The following is a 21,254-nucleotide window of genomic DNA, read 5'->3' as shown; positions in this document are numbered from 1 at the left end:
GAGATGCCTCGGAATTGGGCCTGTTGAGGGGTCCACGGCGGCTTTAGCGTCGTTGGCATGACGACCCGTCTCCTCCCGCCCGCGGGACCGCAACGCGTCCTGGCGTCCGCCCAGTTGGCCAACTCGGTCGGTGACGGCGCCTACTACGTGACGTCGGCGCTGTACTTCACCCATGTCGTCGGCCTCGCGCCCGCGCGCGTGGGGCTGGGACTGACCGTCGCTTGGGCCGTCGGCTCGCTGGCGGGGGTACCGCTCGGGCGGCTCGCCGACCGGCGCGGGGCGCGTGGCACGGCGGTGCTGCTCGCGCTGGCGACGGCGTTGGCGGTGGGGTCCTTCCTCGTCGTCCGTGGCTTCGTGCCGTTCGTCGTGGCCGCGTGTGCGTACGCGACCGCACAGTCGGGGCTGGCGGCGGCCCGGCAGGCGCTCCTGGCCGGGCTGGTGTCCGCCGGGGACCGGACCGGGCTGCTCGCGCATCTGCAGTCCACGCTCAACGCCGGGCTGGCGGTGGGAGCCGGACTGGGCGGGCTGGCGCTGAACTCCGGGACGCGCGAGGCGTATCTGGCCGTGTTCGCGTTGGACGCGGTGAGCTTCGTGGTGTGTGCGGGGGTGCTGGTGAGGCTCCCGGCGGTGGCGCCCGTTGCCGTACGGACGCGGGACTCGCTCGGTGTGCTGCGGGACCGGCCGTACGCCCTGGTCACCCTCCTCAACACCGTTCTGCTGCTGCGGATGCCGCTGCTCAGCCTCGGGCTGCCGTTGTGGATCGCCGAGCGGACGGCGGCGCCGGCCTGGCTGGTCTCGGTGCTGTTCGTGCTCAACACCGGGGCTGTGATGGTCTTCCAGGTGCGGATGGCGCGCGGCGTGACCGGGCTTGCGTCGGCCACGCGCGCGGTGCGGCGGTCGGGGTGGGTGATGCTGGCAACGTGCGCGGTCTTCGCGCTGTCGGCGGGGGCCTCGCCATGGGTGGCCGCCGCTGTGCTGGTCGTCGGGGCGGTGCTGCAGGTCGTCGCCGAGATGGGCCAGTCGGCGGGGTCCTGGCAGCTGTCCTTCGAGTTGGCGCCCGCCGATCGGGTGGGTGAGTACCAGGGGTTCTTCGGTACGGGCGTGACGGTGGCGCGGACCCTGGGGCCGCTTGTGCTGACCTCGCTGCTGGTCGGGTGGGGGACGGCGGGGTGGCTGCTGCTGGGGATCGCGACGCTGGGCGCGTCGTATGCGATGGGGCCGGCGGGGAGGTGGGCCGCCGGCGCCCGGGTGGGGCGGGAGAGCGGGCCCGCCTTGGTCGCGCCGTGAGCTCAAGCGGTCCCTTGCTCGTGCCGTGAGCTCAAGTAGCCCTCGGTTAATGCGGCAGCTCAGCCGCCCTGGGCTAATCCGGCCGCTCAAGCCGCCCTGGGTCAATCCGGCAGCTCACGCCGCCCTCGCTCCTGTCCCGACCGGCAGTGAGTCCAGGAACAGTGCCCCCGCCAGCAGACCCGCACTCCCCCGTGGGCTCCACGCGCGTGTGTGCAGGTCGGTGTCGAGGGTGGTCAGGGCCTGCGCGCCCGCGTGCGTGGCCGTGCCGCCCGCCTCCAGGACCGTGCGGGCGCCCGCCTGGACGTGGCGGAGGCCGATCGGGCCCGCGGTGTAGAGGAGTTCGGTGTCCTGGAGGGTGGACATCACCGTGAGCAGGGCGTCCAGGCGGGCCTGCTCCTCCGTGGCGCCGGCCGAGCGGGCCTGGGTGAGGGCGTCCAACGCCCGCCGTACGTGCGGGAATCCGGCCCGTGCCTCGCCGCGTGCTCCGGCGGCGCCGTACTTCGCGGACACCGAGGAGCCCCGGGAGGGCCTGCGCGGGGCGCCTTTGTCGGGGTGCGCGGCGATGCGCTTGGCGGTCGCGGCGACGTCCCGCGCCCCGGCCCGGGGGTCGAGCGCGGCCGCGGCGACCAGCAGGCCGAGTGCCCAGAGGGCGCCCCGGTGGCCGCCGCCCGCGAGGCCCACCGAGTGCTCGGTGCACCTGCCGATCGCGCCGAGTTCCGTGCGCAGTCCGGGCGTCGGCTCCCCCGTGCGCCGGGCAGCCGCGGCCATCGCCACGAGGCCCGGCGCGAGGGCCTTGGCCGACCAGCGCAGCATGCAGTGGTCCCGGCGGCTCGCGCGGGCACCGAGGTCGCGCGGGTCGGGCAGGCCCGGCTTGGGTACCAGGGCCAGCTGCCCGGTGAGCGCGGTCACGGCGGCGTGGGCCAGCGCCTCGTCCTGGCGGCTGCTCATGGTCGTACCCCCTATGAGGACGAGGACGACGAGGCCGACGGGGCAGTGCTGGGCGGGGTGCCCGTCGGGGCGTCGCCCGGCGGCGTGCCGCCCTCGCCGCCACCGCCGCCGCTGCCCGCGCCGGTGTTCTCGGCGTCGGGGTCGACGCCGATGGTGAGGAAGCCCTTGTAGCCCTTGGACGAGTCCTTCTTGTGCACCGCCTTCAGGGTCAGCAGGCCGCTGGAGGCGCCGCCGCCGTCGTAGACCATGTCGTTGTCGAGGGTGGTGTAGCTGCCGGAATGCTTCGAGTACGGCTCCAGCGTGAAGATCTCCTGGGCGATCTCGTCGTCGAAGAACAGCTGACCGGTGTAGTTGACCTTGCCGCCCTCGTAGGTGCCGTCCTCCTTCTGGCCGCCGGTGTGCACCTTGAGGTGGATGTGGCAGGTGCGCGGGGTGTACCAGCCCGGGAAGATCGTCTCGAACTTGACGACCCCGTTGGCATTGGCGATCTGGTAACCGCGCAGGTACGTCTTGTCGTTGGCGGTCGAGCCGTCCTCGCTCTCGGCGGGCGCGGAGCCGCCGGGGTTGGCCGTGGTGTAGCCGGAGTAGTAGCCCCAGGCGTCGCAGTGCCAGATCTCCACCGCGGCGCCGGAGACCGGGGTGCAGCCGTCGGTGGCGTCCACGACGGTGAGGCGCAGCGTCAGCGGGACGCCGCTCTTGCCCTCGGTGATGTCCTTTCTCACCAGGGCGTTGTCGAGGTAGTAGGGGCCTTCGGTGACGCTGGACATCAGCGTCATGCAGCCGGAGCTCTCCGAGGCGGCCGCGGAGGCCGTCGACGCCACCGCGTCGGTCGTGGCCGTGGCGGTGTCGGCGAAGGCCGCCTGATAACCGGCGACGGCGAGCCCGCCCGCCGCGACCGTGCCTCCGGTCACCGCGAGGGCGCGGCGCCGGGTGATCGTCCTGTCCTTGTGGTTTCCCGTCATGACCGGGAAGTTAGGGACGCCGCCCGTCAGCAGCTTGAGGTGGCACTGTGCGGTGGCTGTGAGTCCTGAGGAAGCTTGGAGACTGGTCACCCGTAAAGCTCAGCAATTACCCCAAATGCCAAGGTTCTAATAGCTTTGCGGGCTCTCCCGGGCAAAGAGATCTGGTCACTTCCCGATCTGCCGAGCCCAGGAGAGCGAGACGATGACCTGTTCGCCCGTACGCCCACGCCCGTCCCGGTCCCTCCGTTCCGTGCTGCCGGCCGTCGCCGCCGTCCTGTCCCTGGTGACCGCCCTCCTGGTCGGCGGTGCGACGCCGGCCGCCGCGCTGACCAAACCGGTCATCAACGGGCCCGTGTTCAACGACCCGCTGGGCACGCCGGCCCAGCAGAAGGCGATCTTCACCCAGCTCGTGCGGCTGATCGACGCGGCGCCGGCCGGAGCGACGATCCGCGGTTCGATGTACGAGTTCAACGACCAGGAGGTCGCGAACGCGCTGCTCGCCGCCCACCGGCGCGGCGTCAACGTCAGGCTCATCGTCGACGACTCGACCTATGTGGACGGCGCCGGTGGCGCCGAGTACACCAACGTGCCTTACCAGACCCTCAGGGCAGGGCTGGGAACCAATGACGCCGCCCGCTCCTGGATCGTCGTCTGCGACGACAGATTCGAGGACCCCGACGGCGTCGACGACGTCCAGCGCGGTTGCCTGGCCGTGGCGCCGCCCCAACCGGCGTACAACCACAACAAGTTCTTCACCTTCTCCAGCATCGGGCCCTTCGACGACGGCACGAGCTATTCGAACGTCGTCTTCCAGACCTCCTCGAACCTCTCCGACTGGTACAAGGTCGAGTCCTTCAACGACGCGGTCACCTTCGTGAGCAGCGCGGTGTACGCCGGGTACGCCTCGTTCCACGAGCAGCTCCGCCGGGGGCGCACGCTCGCACGCGGCAACAACAACGCGTACTTCTCCACGCCGTCCGGCTCAACCTACCGAGGCTTCTTCTTTCCCCGCGGGGACAGCTCGTACAACAACCCGGCCACCGACACCGTCGTCAACGTGCTCGACGAGATCAGCTGCGCCTACACGGGCACGGACGGGCTGCGCCACCAGACCGCCATCCGCATCGTGACGCACAGCTTCCTCGGCTCCCGCCGCCAGGTCGCCGACAAGCTCGCCCAACTGCGTGGCAGAGGCTGCTGGATCGACATCATCCACACCGAGACCGACAGCACGATCACCAGTCGGCTCAACGCCGCCGGCATCCAGCACCGCGCCTGCCGCATTCCCAATGGGCCGGGCATCGACGTACGCCCGCACAACAAGCAGATGCTGATCGACGGCTACTACAACGGCGCCATCACACCGCGCGTCTACACGGGCAGTGCCAATCTGAACGGGTCGTCGCTGCGCTCGGCCGACGAGGCGGTCGTGCGGATCACCAGCGCGTCCTACCACGCGCGGTATTTGAGCACCTTCTACAGGATTCGCTCCGCTTGCGGTGGTTGACACCGGCGCGCGGTGACGACCGCGCGTGGCGCCACCGGCGCCACACAGCCATCAACCGGCGCTACACCGCCATCAACGGTGTGTCCTTGCGCCACTTCAAGATCTTTTCGAAGCTCACCACCGCCCCGGCCCGCCCCGGTGTGTTGCCGATCTGCACATGGTCGGCGAGTTCCTGGATCAGGCAGAGGCCCCGGCCGTGTTCGGCGTCGGTGGACGCCGGGCGGGGCGCGCGGGGTGGGGTGGTGAAGCCCGGGCCCGAGTCGGTGACCTCGATGTGGCACTTCTCGCCGTCCAGATACGCCGTCACGCGATACGCCTGGGGGGAGTCGCCGGAGGTGCCGGCACCGCCGTGCTCGACGGCGTTCGCACAGGCCTCGCTGAGGGCGACGGAGAGGTCGTAGGACACGTCCGGGTCGACGCCCGCCGTCTCCATCGTGCCGATCAGCAACCGCCGGGCGAGCGGCACGCTCGCGGCTTCCCGCCGCAGATGGAGTGACCACCAGATGCTCATGCTCCAGCCTCCTGGCCGCGGCTCGACATACCGTTACGTATTGCCGCGAGTGCCCGGGTGTAAGCACATCATTGACGTGATGCCGCCCATATGGTCGATGCGCCCACACAGTAATCGGTGTATGTGGGGGCGGCCCACATCAGAAGGTGATCTTCCAGTCGTACAGTCACCTACTCCCCGTACGTCACGAATCGCCCGTTCCTCATCTTGCGGACCTGCCGTATAGCGGTCATAAGGCCAGTGCGATGATGAGCCCGCCATGTCTGCCCCCCACCCGCGCACAGCGCGCTCCGGGAGTGATCTCCGGATACTGCGGGCCGCGGTGTTCGCCGCGGTCTGTGTCGTGCTGGCCGGGGTCGGGCACGCGCTGGGCTCCTGCGCGACGATCCCGCTGTGGACGCTGGGCGCCGGGTTCCTGGGGGTTTTCCTGGTCGCGGTGCCGTTCGCGGGGCGGGCGCGTTCGCTGCCCGGGATCGCGGTGCTGCTCGCGGCCGGCCAGACCGTCCTGCACACGCTGTTCGGGCTCGGGCAGCACGGCGTGAGCGCGGGGGCGGCGGCCGCCACCGGGGCCGCCTCTGCCGCGTCCATGACCTCCTCGTCCTCCATGCCCTCCGGGTCCTCCGCGTCCGACGCCGCGCTCGTCGAGCTGGCCGCGCGGCTCGTCTGCGGGACCGCCACGGCGGCGATCAGCCCCGCCCAGGCCCAGCGGATCCTCACCGAGGCACGGCTGCACCCGGCCATGGGGACGCACCCCTCGCACCGGTCGGCGGACACCCTGTCCACCGTCACGAACTCCGCCACGGACGCCTCCGCGTCGCTGCTGCCGTCCCTCCCCATGCTGCTCGCCCACGTCCTCGCGGCGGTCGCCGCGGGATGGCTGCTGCGGCGCGGGGACCTGGCCCTGCTACGCATCGTCGAGATGTCCGCCCTGTCGGCGCATTCGGTCGCCGAGGGGGCGTTCGTACGATCCCTGCGCGGGGCGCTCGCTCTGGTGCGCGCCCTGCGTTCCGGACTGCCGAGTGCACCCGAGGCGGGCCCGCGGGTCCTGTGCGCCGGGTGGTTCGGTCCGGCCGAGCCGCGCACTCTCGCGCTTCAGCACACGGTGGTCAGGCGGGGTCCGCCGGCCGGTGCGGCACTCGCCCTCGCCGCCTGACACGACGCGACCGCCATCACTCCACTGCGTGGGGCTGAGGGGCCGCCGTCGTGCGGCACGCGTGCGTGCGCGAGTTCTTCGATCGCGGGATCTCTTGTCCGGCTTCGCCGACCGTCATGGCTTCGCGGACGTCCTGGCTTCGCCGAGCGGTTTCGGCCTCGCCGGCCGTCCCGGCCTGACTGGCCTGGCCTGACTGGCCTGGTCTGGCCTGGCCTGGCCTGGCCTGGCCTGGCCGACTTTCCCGCCGATCGGGCACCCCTGCGCGCGCGTACTCCTCTTCACCACCGGAATCCCGAATCTCACTCACAGTGGAGTGCTTCGCATGAAGGCCTCTCGTTTCGCCGCCGTCGGCGCCCTCGCCGGCACGGCCGTACTCGCCCTGTCCGCCCCCGCGTTCGCCCACGTCAGCGTGCAGCCCGAGGGCACGGCAGCCAAGGGCGGCTACGCGGTCGTCGACTTCAAGGTGCCCAATGAGCGCGACGACGCGTCGACCACCAAGCTGGAGGTGACCTTCCCGACCGACCACCCGCTGGCCTCCGTGATGCCGGAAGCTGTTCCCGGCTGGACCGCCAAGGTCACCAAGTCCACGCTCGACAAGCCGCTGGAGATGCACGGCAAGAAGATCACGGAGGCGGTCACCAAGGTCACCTGGACCGCCGACGGCAAGGGCATCCAGCCCGGCTTCTTCCAGAAGTTCCCCGTCTCCGTCGGCACCCTGCCCGAGGACACCGACGAACTCGTCTTCAAGGCGCTCCAGACGTACTCCAACGACGAGGTGGTGCGCTGGATCGAGGTGCCGCAGGAGGGCCAGGAAGAGCCCGAGAACCCGGCGCCGGTGCTCGCGCTGTCCGCCGCCGAGGAGGGCCACCACGGCTCGTCCTCCGCCGACAAGGCCTCCGACTCCGACGACGCCGAGGCGGCCTCCGCCAAGACCGCCGCCGAGCCCGCCGACAGCAGCGACACCACCGCCCGCGTCCTGGGCGTGGTCGGCATCGTCGTCGGCGCGCTGGGTGTGGCGTACGGCGTGCTCGCCGGCCGTCGGCGCACCGAGGCCTGACGGCCTCGTCGGTTCACGGCGCGCGCCGGGGCACGCCTCCGGTGCGCGCCGCATCCCGCACCACTGAGACAGCCGGAACAACACAGCCGAAAAGCACAGCCGGAACAGCACGGCCGGAACAGCACGGCCGAAATAGCACAGTCGGAACAACTGGGACATTTTTCTATGTGTAAGAAGACTTGCCATGCGTAAGAAGACCCTCGCCGCGGCCGCCCTGCTCGCCGCCGCCACCCTCACCCTCTCCGCCTGCGGCAGCGGTGACGACAGCGCCGATCCCGTCACCGTGGTCTCCGAGGAGGCCGACTCGGACAAGGCCGCCATCGTCCTCGACAAGCCGTTCGAGAAGCCGGACCTGGTCCTCAACGACACGAACGGCAAGAAGTACGACCTCCGGAAGGAGACCCAGGGCAAGCCGACGCTGATCTACTTCGGCTACACCAACTGCCCCGACGTCTGCCCGCTGACGATGAACAACCTCGCCGTCGCCAAGAAGCAGCTGTCCAAGGCGGAGCAGGACGAGCTGCGCGTCGTGTTCGTCACCACCGACCCGGAGCGCGACACGGCGCCCGCGCTCGGCAAGTGGCTGAAGGGCATCGACCCGCAGGTCGTCGGCCTGACCGGCGAGTTCGACACCATCCAGGCCGGCGCCCGCACCCTCGGCATCACCATCGAGCCGCCGCACAAGGACAAGAACGGCAAGATGGTCTCCACGCATGGCACCCAGGTCGTCGCGTTCTCGCCGAAGACCGACAAGGGGTACGTCCTCTACACCGAGGACGCCGAGGTCGGCGACTACACCAAGGACCTCCCCAAGCTGATCAAGGGGGAGAAGCCGTGAGGCGGTTCACCCCGGTGACCGTGGTGATGGCCGGAGCACTCGTCCTGGCGGGCTGCGGTTCCGAGGACTCCAAGGCGGAGGTGTCCGTCAGCGGCGCCTATATGCCGCAGCCGGTGTCCGACTCGATGGCGGCCGGTTTCCTGACCGTCACCAACAAGGGCGGTACGAAGGACGAGTTGACCTCCGTCACCAGCGACGTCGGCGAGGTCACCGCCCACGAGACCGTGAACTCGTCGATGCAGGAGGCCAAGGACCTCGCCGTCCCCGCGCGCGGTCAACTCGTGTTCAAGAGCGGCGGCAGCCATCTGATGTTCGAGAAGCTGAAGCGAAAGCCGAAGCAGGGCGAGAAGGTGACCGTGCGGCTCCACTTCGCCGAGTCCGGCACGGTCACGGTCGAGATGCCGGTGAAGTCCGCGACGTACAACCCGAAGACCGGACACTGAGGGAGAGATCGCCTTGACCCAGCCCATCGCCCCCCGCGTCCGGCCCCGGGTGCCACTGCGCGTCCGGAACCTGGTGCCGCCGCGCATCCGGACCCGGCTGCCGCTGCGCATCCGGCATCTGGTGCTGCTGCTCCTGGCCGCCACCGGTCTGCTTCTCACCGGTGCCGGGCCGGTCTCCGCGCACGCCGCGCTGACCGGCAGCGACCCCCAGCAGGGGGCGGTGGTGGACAAGGCCCCGACGCAGATCTCGCTGACCTTCTCCGAGAAGGTCGCCCTGTCCGGCGACTCCGTGCGGGTGCTCGACCCCAAGGGCAAGCGCATCGACCGCGGCGACCCGGCGGGCGTGAGCGGCACGACGTACGCCGTGAAACTCCACAGCGGCCTGCCCGACGGCACGTACACCGTCACCTACCAGGTGGTGTCCGAGGACAGCCATCCCGTCGCCGGCGCCTACACCTTCTCCATCGGCGCCCCCTCCCAGACCACCGTCTCGGTCTCCGGCCAGGAAGTGGGCGGCGGGGTCGTCGGCTGGCTCTACGGGTTCGGCCGGTATGTGTCGTACGCCGGCTTCATCGTCCTGGTCGGCGGCGCCGCCTTCGTGCTCGCCTGCTGGCAGCGCGGGGCCGGCGTACGGGCACTGCAACGGCTCGTCGTCTCCGGCTGGCTGGCCCTGACCGCCGCCACTCTCGCCCTGCTCCTCCTGCGCGGCTCGTACACCAGCACCGGGAAGGTCGGCGACATCTTCGACCTGGAGCTGCTCGGCCAGGTGCTGCAGACCAAGACGGGTGCGGCACTGGTGTCCCGGCTGCTGCTGCTCGCCGCGGCGGCGCTGTTCATCGCGGTGCTGTTCGGGGCGTACGACAAGCGGGAGGACGAGGAGAAGCAGGACCTCACCTTCGGGCTCGCCATCGGGGGCACCGTGGTGGCCGCGGGTCTCGCAGCGAGCTGGGCGATGTCCGAGCACGCCTCGACCGGACTCCAGGCCGGCATCGCGATGCCGGTCGACGTCCTGCATCTGCTGGCCGTCGCGGGCTGGCTCGGCGGCCTCACCGCACTGCTCTTCGCCCTGTACCGGGCACCCGCGGGCACCCCGCTCGACGCCCCCGCCGTACGCCGGTTCTCACGCCTCGCCTTCGGCAGCGTGCTGGCGCTGGTCGCGACCGGCATCTACCAGTCGTGGCGGCAGCTCGGATCGTGGTCGGCGTTCACGGGGACGCGGTACGGACAGCTGCTCCTGGTCAAGATCGGGCTCGTGGTGCTGCTGGTCGGGATCGCGTGGATCTCACGTCGGTGGACGGCACGGCTGGCGGACACGGGTGCGGCGACGTCGCGGGAAGGGACGGGGGCCGGCGAGGACGGGCAGGACAGGGAAGACAGGGAGCAGACGGCGGTCGAGGGCGAGAAGGCGCACGCAGCTGCCCGGGCCGGTACCTCCACCTCCGAAACCGACTCGGCCTCCGCCTCGGCCAAGAAGACCGTCTCCCCCGCCCCTTCCGCCAAGAACGCCGCCTCGGCCGCCGCGTCCGGCAAGGACGGCTCCGAGCGCGCCGCCCAGCTCGCCCGGCAGCAGGCCGCGATCGACACGGCACGGCAGAAGCAGCAGCGGGACGCCGACCCGAACCGGTTCGGACTGCGCCGCTCCGTGCTCGCCGAGGCGGGCGTCGCGGTCGTCCTGCTCGCCGTCACCACCATGCTGACGTCGACCGAGCCGGGGCGTACGGAGGAGCAGGCCAGGGCGGCGGCATCGTCGTCTTCCTCCTCCGCCGCCGATGGCTCGTCGTCCGGGGCGCTGACCCTGGACATGTCCTTCGACACCGGCAGCGAGGACGGCAAGGGCGTCGTACGGATCGACCTCGATCCCGCGCGCGTGGGCGGCAACGAAATGCACGTCTACGTACAGCGACCCAATGGCCGCGCCTTCGACATCCCCGAGGTGAAGGTCGCCTTCACCCTGGAGTCCCAGGACATCGGGCCGCTGCCCGTCGTCCCGGACCACATCTCCACCGGACACTGGTCGGCGAGCGGAGTGCAGATCCCCATGGCGGGCGAGTGGAAGATCGCCGTGACCGTGCGGACCTCCGACATCGACCAGGCCACCGTCTCCAAGAACGCGCAGATCGGCTGAACCTCACCATGGCTGACCAGTCCATTCCGGAGGCTCGTACTCCCAAGACTCCGAAGACTCCCGGGACCCCCGAGACCTCCAGGTCTGCCGGGGCTTCCGGGGCTTCCGAAACGGCACTTAATGACGGCGTTTCCGAAAGCACCGTAGAGGGCGCTGCGAACAAGGCCGCTGTCAATGAGGGCATTTCGCGGCGCGGTCTGCTCGGGACCGCGGGTGCCACCGGGCTGGTGCTCGGCGCGGCGGGCGGGGCAGTGGGATACGCCGCACGGCCCGCCGAGGCGACGCCGCTCACCTCGCTGGGCGCCGGTCAGGTGATGTTTCACGGGAAACATCAGCCCGGCATCCTCCAGGCTCTCCAGGCACGCGGCCACGTCGTCGCCTTCGACCTGGCGGCCGGCGCGGGCCGCAAGGAGGCGGCGGCGTTGCTGCGCCGCTGGTCGGAGACGGCTCGGCGGCTGATGGCGGGCGAGGCGGCCAAGCAGGACGACACGGATGTAGCCCGCGACGCCGGTCCGTCCTCGCTGACGATCACCTTCGGCTTCGGGCACAGCTTCTTCGCACGGACCGGTCTGGAGAAGCAGCGCCCGGTCTCCCTGGACCCCTTGCCCGACTTCTCCTCCGACCAGCTCGACAAGACACGCAGCAACGGCGATCTGTGGGTGCAGATCGGCGCCGACGACGCCCTGGTCGCCTTCCACGCCCTGCGCGCGATCCAGAAGGACGCGGGCCGGGCCGCCAAGGTGCGCTGGCAGATGAACGGCTTCAACCGCTCGCCGGGCGCCACCGCGCACCCCATGACGGCCCGCAATCTGATGGGCCAGATGGACGGCACCCGCAATCCGAAGCCGACGGACAACGACTTCGACCAGCGGATCTTCGTGCCCGAGTCCGGCTCGAAGGACCCGGCCTGGATGGCGAACGGCTCCTACGCCGTCGTACGCCGTATCCGGATGCTCCTCGACGACTGGGAGCAGCTCTCGGTCAAGGAGCAGGAGGACGTCATCGGGCGCCGCAAGTCCGACGGGGCGCCGCTGTCCGGGGGCACCGAGACGACCGAGATGGACCTGGAGAAGACCGACAAGGCAGGGAACCTGGTCGTCCCCATCAACGCCCACGCCCGCATCACCCGGCCCGACCAGAACGGCGGGGCGGCCATGCTCCGACGCCCGTTCTCGTACCACGACGGCATCGACACGGACGGCGTGCCCGACGCGGGCCTCCTCTTCATCTGCTGGCAGGCCGACCCGCTGCTCGGCTTCGTCACCGTGCAACGCAAGCTCGACCGGGGCGACGCCCTGTCGAAGTACATCCGGCACGAGGCGAGTGGGTTGTTCGCCGTGCCGGGTGGGGCGACGGAGGGGGAGTACGTGGGGCAGCGGTTGCTGGAGGGGTGAGCCGGCGAGCCGGGGCATCCCTTGCGGTGACCGGGTGAGATGCGTGCCCGCCGTTTCGCAAGGCCCATTAGGGTGAGGTCATGCCAGCGAGCTATGCCTATCTCGGCCCCGAGGGCACCTTCACCGAGGCCGCCCTGCGCACCCTTCCCGAGGCCGCGACCCGGGAGCTGATCCCCTACGTGTCCGTGCAGTCCGCGCTGGACGCGGTGCGCGTCGGCGAGGCCGAGGCCGCGTTCGTGCCGATCGAGAACTCCGTCGAGGGCGGCATCACGACCACGCTCGACGAGCTGGTCGCGGGCGCGCCGTTGATGATCTACCGCGAGGTGCTGCTGTCGATCACCTTCGCGCTGTTGGTCAGGCCGGGCACGAAGCTGTCGGACATCAAGACGGTCTCCGCCCACCCGGCCGCCCAGCCCCAGGTGCGCAACTGGCTCAAGAACAACCTCCCCGACGCCCACTGGGAGTCGGCCGCGTCGAACGCGGACGCCGCCCGTCTGGTCCAGGAGGGCCAGTACGACGCGGCCTTCGCGGGCGAGTTCGCCGCCGCGCTGTACGGCCTGGAGGCCCTGGAGACCGGGATCCACGACGCGGAGAACGCCCAGACCCGGTTCGTCCTGGTGGGCCGGCCCGCACGGCCCGCCGCTCCGTCCGGTGCCGACAAGACGTCCGTCGTGCTGTGGCAGCGCGACGACCATCCCGGCGGGCTGCGCGACCTCCTGGGTGAGTTCGCCACCCGCGGCATCAACCTGATGCTGCTCCAGTCCCGGCCGACCGGCGCGGGCATCGGCAACTACTGCTTCTGCATCGACGCCGAGGGCCATATCTCGGACCGCCGGGTGGCCGAGGCCCTGATGGGGCTGAAGCGGATCTGCCTGGAGGTGCGGTTCCTGGGCTCGTACCCGCGCGCGGACATGAAGCCGGGGGATATGCGGCCCCCGCGCACGGGGACGTCGGACGAGGAGTTCGTGTCGGCGGCGGACTGGGTGGCGCGGTGCCAGGACGGGCGGTTCTGAGTCGGCCCGGTGATGGTTTCGGCCGGTACTACCAGCCGATTATCGTTATCCACAGAGGTTATCCACAGGTCCTCATCTCGACCTGGGGACAAGTCGACAGGGAAGCATGAGTCTGTCGACAAATCGCCCTCCAGGCCCTTCCGGCGTCCACCGTCACGCAAGTCACCCTTCGTCCACTCTTTTCCTTTGAGCAATCCTTTGGAGCGACCGCTTTCCACCCGAAAGCAGGGATGGAGGCGGATTGTCCTGGGAATTCTCAACTTGATCACCGCATTGCGGAGTGATCAATTCCGACATCCACAGTCCATCCACACAGCCTGTGGATAACTCTTCGGGGCCTGGGGATACCTGTGGACAACCGTGACCCAAGTCCCGTTCTCCACAAGGGAATCGAGTCAACCGGCCGCCTCGCGCCTGCCTCGTTCCAGGGAGTGAGACGCCTTTTATTGACACCGCTCGCAATTACCTCATAACGGAACGTAAGCCGCGGCTCGGAATAGTGAGTCGTGGGCTGTCACCCCTCCCCGGTAGCCTTGAGCGTGTGATTGACCTTCGCCTGCTCCGTGAGGACCCCGACCGAGTGCGCGCCTCGCAGCGCGCCCGTGGAGAGGACGTCGCGCTCGTCGACTCCCTCCTGTCTGCCGACGAACGGCGCAGGTCGTCCGGCGTCCGCTTCGACGAGCTGCGTGCCGAGCAGAGGCAGCTCGGCAAGCTCATCCCCAAGGCCTCCGGGGAAGAGAAGGCCGAGCTCCTGAAGAAGGCCGGCCAGCTGGCCGCCGACGTCAAGGCCGCCGACGCCGAGCGCGACGCCGCCGTCGCCGAGACCCAGGAGCTGCTGGTCCAGCTCGGCAACCTCGTGCACCCGGACGTCCCGGTCGGCGGCGAGGAGGACTTCGTCACGCTGGAGACGCACGGCGAGATCCGCGACTTCGCGGCCGAGGGCTTCGAGCCGAAGGACCACCTGGAGCTCGGCGGCCTCCTCGGCGCCATCGACGTCGAGCGTGGCGCGAAGGTCTCCGGCTCCCGCTTCTACTTCCTCACCGGCGTCGGCGCCCTGCTGGAGCTGGCCCTGGTCAACGCCGCGATGGCGCAGGCCACGGCGGCCGGCTTCACCCCGATGCTGACCCCGGCGCTGGTCCGCCCCCAGTCGATGGCGGGCACCGGCTTCCTCGGACAGGCCGCGCAGGACGTCTACCACCTCGACAAGGACGACCTCTACCTGGTCGGCACCTCCGAGGTCGCGCTCGCCGCGTACCACATGGACGAGATCCTCGACGCCGACAAGCTGCCGCTGCGCTACGCGGGCTTCTCGCCCTGCTTCCGCCGCGAGGCCGGCTCGCACGGCAAGGACACCCGCGGCATCTTCCGCGTGCACCAGTTCGACAAGGTCGAGATGTTCTCCTACGTCGCTCCCGAGGACTCGCAGGCCGAGCACCAGCGCCTGCTGGAGTGGGAGAAGCAGTGGCTGACGTCGCTGGAGCTGCCGTTCCGCGTCATCGACGTGGCCTCCGGCGACCTGGGCTCCTCGGCCTCCCGCAAGTTCGACTGCGAGGCGTGGATCCCGACGCAGGGCAAGTACCGCGAGCTGACGTCGACCTCGGACTGCACCGAGTTCCAGTCCCGCCGCCTTTCGATCCGCGTCCGTGACGGCAAGCAGGTCAAGCCGCTGGCCACGCTCAACGGCACCCTGTGCGCCGTACCGCGCACCATCGTGGCGATCCTGGAGAACCACCAGCAGGCCGACGGCTCCGTCCGCGTCCCCGAGGTGCTGCGCCCGTACCTGGGCGGCCGGGAGGTCCTGGAGCCGGTCTCGAAGTGAGCGCCGCGTCTCCCGCTGCAGGGTTCCCCTACAGGCTGATCGCGACCGACCTCGACGGAACGCTCCTGCGCTCCGACGAGTCGGTCTCGCAGCGCACCCGTGACGCCCTCGTCGCGGCCACCGAGGCCGGTGCCGCGCACATCGTGGTGACCGGCCGCGCGGTCCCGTGGACCCGCCACATCCTCGACGACCTCGGCTATCAGGGTCTCGCGGTGTGCGGCCAGGGCGCGCAGGTCTACGACGCCGGAGAGCACCGTCTGCTGACCTCGGTCACTCTGGACCGGCAGCTCGCGGGCGTGGCGCTGGCGAAGATCGAGGCGGAGGTCGGCCCGCTGTTCCTGGCGGCGAGCCGCGACGGCCTGGACGGTGACATCCTGGTCGGCCCGGGCTACGCGGCCACGGGCAAGCTCCCGGCGACGCCGTTCACGGACGTGTCGGATCTGTGGGCCGCCCCGCTGAACAAGATCTACATACAGCACCCGGAGCTCTCGGACGACGAACTGGCAGAGGCCGCCCGCCAGGCCGCGGGCGGCTTCGTCACGGTGGCCATGGCGGGCGAGGGCATCGTGGAGCTCCTCCCCCTCGGCCTGTCCAAGGCCACGGGCCTGTCACTGGCGGCCCGCCGCCTGGGCATGAAGGCAGCGGACACGATCGCCTTCGGCGACATGCCCAACGACATCCCGATGTTCGCCTGGGCGGCGCGGGGCGTGGCCATGGCCAACGCCCACGAGGAGCTGAAGGCGGTGGCGGACGAGGTGACGGCCTCCAGCGAGGAGGACGGGATCGCGGTGGTGCTGGAGCGCTTGCTGGGCGCCTAACGGCGGCGGGCGGCAGCCATGCACCACGGCCGGCCCCGGTGGCAACGTCTTGCGGAGGATGCACGGATCGAACGTGCGCGGGCATTCCTGCCCGACCATGGCTTAGCAAGCCAGTGCCTTACCACTCGGCCAATCCTCCGGGTGGGCGGCCCACGCGAGAGCGACATCGCGTGCTCGAAGCGGCCGCCCCGGGCAGCTCCACGTGCGGAGCGGACTCGACGGTGGCGTAACTACACCGGAGCCCGCCGCAGGCTGCCCTGACGGGAGCTGGACGTACTGCCGTGCATGGACATCGTCCGACTCCTCTCCCAGAACGTGGCGCCGAACTCACCGTCCGGCGATGTGGACACAACCACTGTGCCTGTACGACGAGTTGGGCGCCACTGATTAAAACGCCCGGGAATGGCCGTGAACGCCCGCTACCGGCGCCGCCACTTACGTCGGCGCCCCTTGCTGAAGAACCACCCGGCAGGCGGCTCGTCCGAGCGCCACGGCTGCGGCTCGGGCTCCTCGCGGCGCCAGCGCTCGGCCAGCATCCGGGCCCGGGCGGACGGCTCGGACGTCTCGGCGGACCGTATGAAGTCCTCGTCCAGGACGAGGTCGTCCCAGTCGTCTGCCATCCCCGTCCTCCAGTTCGTGCAGTGCGTCCTGTTTGCCCAGTGTGCCCGGACAGAGGTGAAGCCATCGTCAAGAGCGGGCCCGCTCGGGGGCCCGCTCCTTCACCCCTCTTTACTCCTCACCGGCAAGCGTCAGCGACCGCAGCTTCTGTCCCGCGTACCAGGTCGCGAGGACGGTGACCACCGCCAGCAGCACCGTCGCCGTGGGCAGGGCGACGTCGGACGTCACCATGTCCCCGCCGGCGACCTTCTGCGCCACCGCCAGCGCCCACTGCTGGACGCTCAGCGTGCGCGCGCCGGACACCAGGGAGCCGAACAGGGCCTCCCAGACGAGTGCGTAGACCAGCCCGAAGACCACCGCGTGCCGGGACACCGTGCCCAGCAGCAGGAAGATCGCGGCGTAGGCGATGGAGGCGACCAGCGCGGCCACCGTGTAGGCGACGGCGATCTGCTGGCCGTTGCCGTTGAGGATGAGGCCCGCGATGAAGGTGGGCAGCGCCGAGAAGACCATCGTCACGGCGATCGCCACGATCAGCTTGGTGAAGATGATCGTCGGCCGTTTCACCGGCTTGGACAGCAGGTAGACCACCGAGCCGTCGTCGATCTCCGGCCCGATCGCGCCCGTGCCGGCGATGACGCCGATGATCGGCACCATCGTGGCGAGGGCGAGCCCGCCGAGCAGGTCGGACGCGGTCTGGTCGTCGGCTCCGGCGAGACCGCGCACCAGCGCGGCGATCACGATGAGCAGCAGCGGCAGAGCGCCCAGGATGAGGGCCCGACGGCGGCCGAGCAGGGCCCGGTAGGTGAGCCGGGCGACTGTGGGGTCGTACATCTTTGGCCTCCTACGCCGCGACGAGATACGAGAAGACGGACTCAAGGGACTCGTCGGACGGCGAGACGGTGAGCAGGCGGATGCCGTGGTCGCGCGCCACCCTCGGCAGCAGCGCGGTGAAGCGGCCGAAGTCGACGGCCTGGATGTGCAGCGCGCCTTCGGTCAGGTCGACCTCGATGCCGGACGTCGACGGGTCGGCGATCAGCGCGGCCGCGAGGGTGCGGTCGTCGCTGGAGCGCACCAGGTAGCGGTGCGGGCGGTCGGTCATCAGGCGGCGGATCTTGCGGAAGTCACCGCTGGCCGCGTGCCGCCCGGCGACCACGACCTCGATGTGCCAGGCGAGTTGCTCGACCTCTTCGAGGATGTGGGACGAGAACAGCACCGTGCGTCCCTCGTCGCCCATGCGGCGCAGCAGGTCCATGAGCTGCATGCGCTGGCGCGGGTCCATGCCGTTGAAGGGCTCGTCGAGCAGCAGGAGGGACGGGTTGTGCACCAGGGCGCTCGCCATCTTCACGCGCTGCCGCATGCCCTTGGAGTACGTCGAGATCTTGCGGTCCTGCGCGTACTCCATCTCGACCGTGGCCAGCGCCTTCTGTGCCGCCTTGGCGCCCAGGCCGTGCAACTCGGCGTTGGCGACGACGAATTCACGCCCGGTGAGGAAGTCGTACATCGCCTCGCGCTCGGGGACGATGCCGATGTGCTTGTAGATCGACTCGTTGCGCCACACCTGCTGGCCGTCGAGGGTGACGGTGCCGGTGGAGGGGGCCAGGAAGCCGGCCATCATGTTGATGAGGGTGGACTTTCCGGCGCCGTTGGGGCCGAGGAGGCCGGTGACGCCGGGGCCGATCGTCATGGTGATGTCGTTGACGGCGACCACGTTGCCGAACCAGCGGGAGACGTGGTCGATCTGGAGCGTGGTCACAGTCCCACCTTCTTGTAGCGGCGCAGCAGGAGGCCGTAGCCGGCGGCGATCAGGCCCAGGGTGACGAGGACGTAGACCACACCCACGCCGTTGCTCGGGCCCACCCCGCCGGGGAACGCGGAGCTCGCGCCCAGGAAGGCGGACTGCACCCCGTCGATGAGCGTGACGGGCGAGAAGAGGCCGATCCAGGCGATGGCGCCGCTGCTGCCCCCGCCGTCGCCGAGGGACTGCGCGTCGGCGATGGCCTGGAGCGTGGACACCGCGCCGTAGGAGATGGTCAGTACGGCGATCACGGCGGCGATGCCGAAGCCGCGGCGCGGGGTGATCGAAGCGATGACCAGGCCGATGCCGGCGAACAACAGTGAGAGCAGTGCGACGGACACGAGTCCCTGCGCGAATCCCTTGGTCTGGTCGGCGAAGTCGAGCTTGGCCAGCAGCGCGCCCACATAGAGCACGAGCAGCGGGGCTGCGGTGAGGATGAACAGCGCGGAGGCCAGCGCGGCGAACTTCGCCCTGACGTAGTCGGCGGTCTCGATCGGCCGCGAGAAGTACAGCGGCACGGTCTTGAAGCGCAGGTCGCGCGAGACGGACTGGGGTGCCTGCGAGGCGACGTACAGGCTGATCACGGCCTGCATGATGATCGCGTAGCGCGTGTAGTCGACGGGCAGGTCGTTGGCCTTGGTGGCGACCGCGACGGCGACCATGATGGCCGCGGGCACGCACATCACCACGAACAGCAGCATCGGCAGCACCTTGGACTTCACCGAGCGGCCGAGGCCGTAGGCGCCGCGCAGGGACTGCGAGTACAGCGACCGGGTCGCGTAGGAGCGGCCGAGGCGGGGGCCGTCGTAGGTGCGGTAGCCGATGTTGTGGATACGGGTCTGGTCACCCGACTGTGAGGCCGGTGTCCGCATGGGCTGCTCAACCGCCATGACCGACCGCCTCCTTCCGCTGTGCGTCGGCGCTCTGCTCGCCGTCGGTGAAGACCTCGGAGATGTGGTGCCGGCGCTGTTCCATGCGCACCAGGCCGAGGCCGAGGTCGGCGACCACGTCGCGTACGAGGTCGTAGGTCTCGTCGCCCTGTGCGGTCAGCAGCAGGATGTGTCCGGCGCCCGGGAGGCCACCGCTGCCGTCGAGAACTTCCACCCCGCGCGCGTGGAGCGCGTCGCGCACCGCGCGGGTGCCGTCCGGGTGGTCGTCGGTGTCGGTGACCTCGATGGCGAGGGTCGTCGTGGTCTGGGTGAAGTCGGTGGTGGAGCTGGAGCGCAGGAGCTTGCCGCCGTCGATGACGACGACGTGGTCGCAGGTGCGCTCCAGCTCACCCAGCAGGTGGGAGGTGACCAGGACCGAGATGCCGAAGTCGGTGTGGATACGGCGGATCAGGCCGAGCATGTCGTCGCGGCCGACCGGGTCGAGGCCGTTGGTCGGCTCGTCCAGGAAGACCAGCTGCGGGTCGTGGACGAGGGCCTGCGCCAGCTTCACCCGCTGCTTCATGCCGGTCGAGTAGCCGCCGATGGGGCGGTAGCGCTCCTCGTACAGACCGACGTGGCGCAGGGTGTCCGCGGTGCGCTCGCGGGCGGCGGCGGGCGGGAGGCCGGACATGCGGGCCATGTGCACGACGAACTCGGTGGCCGAGACATCGGGCGGCAGACAGTCGTGCTCCGGCATGTACCCGACCCGCTCGCGGATGGCGGCGCCCTTGGTGGCGACGTCGAGTCCGAGCACTTCGGCACGGCCCTCGGTGGCGGGAGACAGACCCAGCAGGATCTTGATCATGGTGGACTTGCCGGCTCCATTGGCTCCGACGAGTCCGGTCACCCCGGGCCCGATGTCCATGGTCAGCCGGTCAAGCGCGGTCACCCTGGGGAACCGCTTGCTCAGGCTTTCGGTCGCGATCACAGTCACGCTTCGAAGGTAGTGACGCGGACCACGCCGGTCGTCACCCCGCAGAGCTGTCTTGGGGTCAGACTCCAGGACTACGGGACCCTAGGGGTCACCCTGAAGTCGAACAACGGGGGCCTCGGTTTCCACATCGGCGAGGTTTTCCACAGCTCTCGACCGCCCTATTGACGCAGCCTCTAACAACTGTCACATTCACCAGTGTCAAGTTACGGGCACGTACCGCAGTCAGCGTGGACAAAGTGGGGCGGTGGCATGACTACGGCGGCGACAGGCGAACTCCGTACCGAATCCGCGGAATTGCAGGGGTTCAGAAGGGTCCAGCGGCTGGCGTACGAGTGCGCGGAGGCCGTCGCGGCACAGCTGGAGCCCGGCATCACCGAGCGCGAGGCGGCGCGCATGCAGCGCCAGTGGCTGCGTGAGCGCGGGGTGCGGGACTGGTTCCACCTGCCCTTCGCCTGGTTCGGGGACCGCACCGCGTTCGTGAACTTCCGCATCCCGCTGCAGTTCTTCCCCACCAACCGCAGGCTGGAGCCCGGGATGCCGTTCATCCTGGACATGGCCCCGGTGTACGACGGTTACACGGCCGACATCGGCTACTCGGGCTCGCTCGGCATCAACCCGGTGCAGGACAAGCTGATGGCCGATCTGGAGGCACACCGGGAGCTGATCCTGCGCGAAGTGCGCGAACGGCGGCCGCTGCGGGAGATCTACGAGGACGTGGACCGGCTCATGGTCCGCCAGGGCTACGCCAACCGGCACCGCGCCTACCCCTTCGGCGTGATCGCGCACAAGGTCGACCGGGTGGAGCAACACCGCTGGTCAACGCATGTCTTCGGGTTCGGCACCCAGTCCCTGAAGGGCCTGGCGAGCGACGCGCTGCACGGTCACCGCGAGGGCTGGTCCCCGCTGTGGTCGCCGTACCGCTTCTCCGACCACCCGCCGCAGCCGGGCCTGTGGGCGGTCGAACCCCACCTGGGTTTCCGGGGCACGGGCGCCAAGTTCGAGGAGATCCTGGTCGTCACCGACTCCGCGGACCCCGAGCAGAGCGCCTTCTGGCTGGACGACGATCTGCCGCACGTGCGGCGCTGGGCGGAGGAGAAGTGACG

At 70.0% G+C, this 21,254-nt stretch carries 20 protein-coding genes and 1 tRNA gene; 12 read left to right on the top strand and 9 right to left on the bottom strand.

Translation table 11 applies throughout. From position 1 onward, the window contains the following. Positions 1–57: 57 nt before the first annotated feature. Positions 58–1,287: an MFS transporter gene (locus ACFWYS_RS37250; protein WP_384778908.1), complete on the top strand. Its 1,230-nt coding sequence runs from the start codon at positions 58–60 to the stop codon at positions 1,285–1,287. A gap of 114 nt (positions 1,288–1,401) precedes the next feature. Here the strand turns inward: ACFWYS_RS37250 and ACFWYS_RS37245 are convergent, their stop codons facing one another. Together ACFWYS_RS37245 and ACFWYS_RS37240 are read right to left on the bottom strand one after the other, a co-directional pair. Next, positions 1,402–2,235, bottom strand: a complete 834-nt coding sequence (locus tag ACFWYS_RS37245) for a triphosphoribosyl-dephospho-CoA synthase (RefSeq protein WP_384778905.1) — start codon at positions 2,233–2,235, stop codon at positions 1,402–1,404. A gap of 11 nt (positions 2,236–2,246) precedes the next feature. Then, positions 2,247–3,197: an intradiol ring-cleavage dioxygenase gene (locus tag ACFWYS_RS37240; protein ID WP_384778902.1), complete on the bottom strand. Its 951-nt coding sequence runs from the start codon at positions 3,195–3,197 to the stop codon at positions 2,247–2,249. Between the two features lie 202 nt (positions 3,198–3,399). Between ACFWYS_RS37240 and ACFWYS_RS37235 the strand changes: the two genes are divergently transcribed. Continuing rightward, the gene (locus ACFWYS_RS37235; protein WP_384778899.1) at positions 3,400–4,704 is read left to right on the top strand and encodes a phosphatidylserine/phosphatidylglycerophosphate/cardiolipin synthase family protein; all 1,305 of its coding nucleotides are present in this window, start codon (positions 3,400–3,402) and stop codon (positions 4,702–4,704) included. A 61-nt stretch (positions 4,705–4,765) separates the two neighbouring features. Here the strand turns inward: ACFWYS_RS37235 and ACFWYS_RS37230 are convergent, their stop codons facing one another. Beyond that, on the bottom strand, positions 4,766–5,215 hold the full coding sequence (locus ACFWYS_RS37230) for an ATP-binding protein (RefSeq protein WP_384778897.1): 450 nt from the start codon (positions 5,213–5,215) through the stop codon (positions 4,766–4,768). Positions 5,216–5,474: 259 nt separating this feature from the next. On the opposite strand from ACFWYS_RS37230, the gene ACFWYS_RS37225 reads away from it, so the two are divergent. The 9 genes from ACFWYS_RS37225 (at position 5,475) to ACFWYS_RS37185 (ending at position 15,875) form a co-directional block, all read left to right on the top strand. Further along, positions 5,475–6,368, top strand: a complete 894-nt coding sequence (locus ACFWYS_RS37225) for a hypothetical protein (protein WP_384778895.1) — start codon at positions 5,475–5,477, stop codon at positions 6,366–6,368. Between the two features lie 322 nt (positions 6,369–6,690). Continuing rightward, the gene (locus ACFWYS_RS37220) at positions 6,691–7,425 is read left to right on the top strand and encodes a YcnI family protein (RefSeq protein ID WP_384778892.1); all 735 of its coding nucleotides are present in this window, start codon (positions 6,691–6,693) and stop codon (positions 7,423–7,425) included. 184 nt (positions 7,426–7,609) lie between these two features. Next, a complete protein-coding gene (locus tag ACFWYS_RS37215) occupies positions 7,610–8,263 on the top strand; it encodes an SCO family protein (protein WP_384778890.1) in 654 nt (217 codons plus the stop codon). A 26-nt stretch (positions 8,264–8,289) separates the two neighbouring features. Next, positions 8,290–8,706, top strand: coding sequence for a copper chaperone PCu(A)C (locus ACFWYS_RS37210; RefSeq protein WP_384778957.1), 417 nt, complete (start codon positions 8,290–8,292; stop codon positions 8,704–8,706). An 85-nt stretch (positions 8,707–8,791) separates the two neighbouring features. Beyond that, the gene (locus tag ACFWYS_RS37205) at positions 8,792–10,831 is read left to right on the top strand and encodes a copper resistance CopC/CopD family protein (RefSeq protein ID WP_384778954.1); all 2,040 of its coding nucleotides are present in this window, start codon (positions 8,792–8,794) and stop codon (positions 10,829–10,831) included. Positions 10,832–10,839: 8 nt separating this feature from the next. Beyond that, positions 10,840–12,225, top strand: coding sequence for an iron uptake transporter deferrochelatase/peroxidase subunit (gene efeB, locus ACFWYS_RS37200; protein WP_384778887.1), 1,386 nt, complete (start codon positions 10,840–10,842; stop codon positions 12,223–12,225). 80 nt (positions 12,226–12,305) lie between these two features. Beyond that, positions 12,306–13,238, top strand: a complete 933-nt coding sequence (gene pheA / locus ACFWYS_RS37195) for a prephenate dehydratase (RefSeq protein WP_384778884.1) — start codon at positions 12,306–12,308, stop codon at positions 13,236–13,238. 541 nt (positions 13,239–13,779) lie between these two features. Then, positions 13,780–15,057 (top strand): serine--tRNA ligase, encoded by a 1,278-nt coding sequence (serS, locus tag ACFWYS_RS37190; protein ID WP_384778881.1) that lies wholly within the window; start codon positions 13,780–13,782, stop codon positions 15,055–15,057. Next, positions 15,054–15,875: an HAD family hydrolase gene (locus ACFWYS_RS37185; protein WP_384778878.1), complete on the top strand. Its 822-nt coding sequence runs from the start codon at positions 15,054–15,056 to the stop codon at positions 15,873–15,875. Before serS ends, ACFWYS_RS37185 begins: the two co-directional genes overlap by 4 nt. 52 nt (positions 15,876–15,927) lie before the next feature. On the opposite strand, the gene ACFWYS_RS37180 is transcribed toward ACFWYS_RS37185, so the two are convergent. The 6 genes from ACFWYS_RS37180 to ACFWYS_RS37155 form a co-directional block, all read right to left on the bottom strand. Continuing rightward, a tRNA-Ser gene (locus tag ACFWYS_RS37180) sits at positions 15,928–16,014 on the bottom strand. A gap of 280 nt (positions 16,015–16,294) precedes the next feature. Next, positions 16,295–16,495, bottom strand: coding sequence for a hypothetical protein (locus tag ACFWYS_RS37175; protein ID WP_272115523.1), 201 nt, complete (start codon positions 16,493–16,495; stop codon positions 16,295–16,297). Positions 16,496–16,604: 109 nt separating this feature from the next. Next, positions 16,605–17,324: an ABC transporter permease subunit gene (locus ACFWYS_RS37170; RefSeq protein ID WP_272115525.1), complete on the bottom strand. Its 720-nt coding sequence runs from the start codon at positions 17,322–17,324 to the stop codon at positions 16,605–16,607. A gap of 10 nt (positions 17,325–17,334) precedes the next feature. After that, the gene (locus ACFWYS_RS37165; protein ID WP_384778875.1) at positions 17,335–18,246 is read right to left on the bottom strand and encodes an ABC transporter ATP-binding protein; all 912 of its coding nucleotides are present in this window, start codon (positions 18,244–18,246) and stop codon (positions 17,335–17,337) included. Next, positions 18,243–19,178 carry an ABC transporter permease gene (locus ACFWYS_RS37160; RefSeq protein ID WP_384778872.1) on the bottom strand — a complete coding sequence of 312 codons (936 nt, stop codon included), beginning with the start codon at positions 19,176–19,178 and terminating at the stop codon, positions 18,243–18,245. The genes ACFWYS_RS37165 and ACFWYS_RS37160 overlap by 4 nt, the downstream gene beginning before the upstream one ends. Beyond that, entirely contained in the window at positions 19,168–20,145 is a 978-nt protein-coding gene (locus ACFWYS_RS37155) for an ABC transporter ATP-binding protein (protein ID WP_384778951.1), read from the bottom strand. Before ACFWYS_RS37155 ends, ACFWYS_RS37160 begins: the two co-directional genes overlap by 11 nt. Before the next feature lie 255 nt (positions 20,146–20,400). On the opposite strand from ACFWYS_RS37155, the gene ACFWYS_RS37150 reads away from it, so the two are divergent. Next, a complete protein-coding gene (locus ACFWYS_RS37150; RefSeq protein WP_384778869.1) occupies positions 20,401–21,252 on the top strand; it encodes a M24 family metallopeptidase in 852 nt (283 codons plus the stop codon). Positions 21,253–21,254 lie beyond the last annotated feature (2 nt).

Origin of the sequence: Streptomyces sp. NPDC059010 (assembly GCF_042740355.1) — a bacterium.
Lineage (GTDB): Bacteria > Actinomycetota > Actinomycetes > Streptomycetales > Streptomycetaceae > Streptomyces.
The sequence above is the reverse complement of the archived record's forward strand: the minus strand, read 5'-3'. Positions and strand labels throughout refer to the sequence as shown.

What these genes read in the sequence shown, in the direction of transcription:
- ACFWYS_RS37250 (WP_384778908.1), top strand. Translation starts at nt 58, where the DNA reads ATGACGACCCGTCTCCTCCCGCCCGCGGGACCGCAACGCGTCCTGGCG.
- ACFWYS_RS37170 (WP_272115525.1), bottom strand. Translation starts at nt 17,324, where the DNA reads ATGTACGACCCCACAGTCGCCCGGCTCACCTACCGGGCCCTGCTCGGC.
- ACFWYS_RS37215 (WP_384778890.1), top strand. Translation starts at nt 7,610, where the DNA reads ATGCGTAAGAAGACCCTCGCCGCGGCCGCCCTGCTCGCCGCCGCCACC.
- efeB (WP_384778887.1), top strand. Translation starts at nt 10,840, where the DNA reads ATGGCTGACCAGTCCATTCCGGAGGCTCGTACTCCCAAGACTCCGAAG.
- ACFWYS_RS37240 (WP_384778902.1), bottom strand. Translation starts at nt 3,197, where the DNA reads ATGACGGGAAACCACAAGGACAGGACGATCACCCGGCGCCGCGCCCTC.
- ACFWYS_RS37210 (WP_384778957.1), top strand. Translation starts at nt 8,290, where the DNA reads ATGGCCGGAGCACTCGTCCTGGCGGGCTGCGGTTCCGAGGACTCCAAG.
- ACFWYS_RS37245 (WP_384778905.1), bottom strand. Translation starts at nt 2,235, where the DNA reads ATGAGCAGCCGCCAGGACGAGGCGCTGGCCCACGCCGCCGTGACCGCG.
- ACFWYS_RS37160 (WP_384778872.1), bottom strand. Translation starts at nt 19,178, where the DNA reads ATGGCGGTTGAGCAGCCCATGCGGACACCGGCCTCACAGTCGGGTGAC.
- ACFWYS_RS37225 (WP_384778895.1), top strand. Translation starts at nt 5,475, where the DNA reads ATGTCTGCCCCCCACCCGCGCACAGCGCGCTCCGGGAGTGATCTCCGG.
- ACFWYS_RS37220 (WP_384778892.1), top strand. Translation starts at nt 6,691, where the DNA reads ATGAAGGCCTCTCGTTTCGCCGCCGTCGGCGCCCTCGCCGGCACGGCC.
- ACFWYS_RS37235 (WP_384778899.1), top strand. Translation starts at nt 3,400, where the DNA reads ATGACCTGTTCGCCCGTACGCCCACGCCCGTCCCGGTCCCTCCGTTCC.
- ACFWYS_RS37175 (WP_272115523.1), bottom strand. Translation starts at nt 16,495, where the DNA reads ATGGCAGACGACTGGGACGACCTCGTCCTGGACGAGGACTTCATACGG.
- pheA (WP_384778884.1), top strand. Translation starts at nt 12,306, where the DNA reads ATGCCAGCGAGCTATGCCTATCTCGGCCCCGAGGGCACCTTCACCGAG.
- ACFWYS_RS37230 (WP_384778897.1), bottom strand. Translation starts at nt 5,215, where the DNA reads ATGAGCATCTGGTGGTCACTCCATCTGCGGCGGGAAGCCGCGAGCGTG.
- ACFWYS_RS37150 (WP_384778869.1), top strand. Translation starts at nt 20,401, where the DNA reads ATGACTACGGCGGCGACAGGCGAACTCCGTACCGAATCCGCGGAATTG.